The organism is Nocardia sp. NPDC058497 (assembly GCF_042720195.1).
GTDB lineage: Bacteria > Actinomycetota > Actinomycetes > Mycobacteriales > Mycobacteriaceae > Nocardia.
Genome location: NZ_JBHXMY010001066.1, coordinates 1 through 1,021 on the forward strand (window position 1 = coordinate 1; position 1,021 = coordinate 1,021).

Genomic DNA, 1,021 nt, shown 5'->3' on the forward strand with positions numbered 1-1,021 from the left:
GTGCCTGCATCGGGGCGCCGTACAGGGCGTTGTGGGCGTCCTGGATGAATTCGCGGCAGGTGTTGTAGCGGTGGGCCGGGTCTTTCGCCATCACCTTGGCGATCACGTGATCGATCGCAGGCGGGAGGTCGGGGCGCACGGCAGTCACGCGCGGCGGCGGTTCGTGCAGGTGGCCCATCATGACCATGGCCGGCACCGTGGCTGGGTACGGGTTCTGGCCGGTGAGCAGCTTGTACAGCGAGCAGCCGAGGCTGTAGATGTCGGCGCGGTGGTCGAGCTTGCTGCCCATCAACTGCTCCGGGGGAGCGTAGGCGACGGTGGCCATGAAATTGCCGGTGGCGGTGAGGTCTTGCTTGTCGTCGGCGGACTTGGCGACGCCGAAGTCGGTCAGCAGGACACGTTCCTCGTCGTCGTCCTCGGCCGCGGCGATCATGAAGTTGGCCGGCTTGATGTCGCGGTGGAGGAGGCCACGGCGATGGGCGTAGTCGAGGCCCTTGCCGACTTCACCGATGATGCGCAGGGCTCGCTGCGGCGGCATGGCCGCTGGGCCCTTGGCCGCCTCGGCGGAGGCGTCCGTGCCGTCGACGTACTGCATCGCGATCCACAGCTGGCCGTCCTCGTCGCCGCGGTTGTACACCGCGACGATATTGGGATGGTCCAGGCCGGCAGCGAGATTGGCTTCCCGCTCGAACCGCCCGCGGAACTCGGGATCGGTGGACAGGTCGCCGCTGAGCACCTTGAGGGCGTCGCGGCGGGGGAGGCTGGGGTTCTGCGCGAGGTAGACGGTGCCCATACCACCGGCACCGAGAACCTTGATCACTCGGTAGCCACCAACAATTGCGCCGGGCCGCAAGGCCATTCGCGTCTCCTCATCCTTCGCGCGCCCCGCAGTGCACGTCCCAACAGGGCAATCTAGCAGGTGCCGGTGCACCCTTCAGTCCTCGCGGACATCACTCGAGCGCGGCCACCCTCTGGGACTGCGCGGCCCCGCGTGGGGGGGCGTCTTTCAGGGTGTGCCCGG

The 1,021-nt window shown here is 68.2% G+C and carries 1 protein-coding gene; it reads right to left on the minus strand.

Annotation, left to right across the window (positions count from 1 at the left end; translation table 11 throughout):
- Window positions 1-859, minus strand: an 859-nt coding sequence (locus tag ACFWPJ_RS33750; protein WP_378857700.1) for a serine/threonine-protein kinase, incomplete at its 3' end; no start/stop codon positions are given.
- Between the last annotated feature and the right edge of the window lie 162 nt (window positions 860-1,021).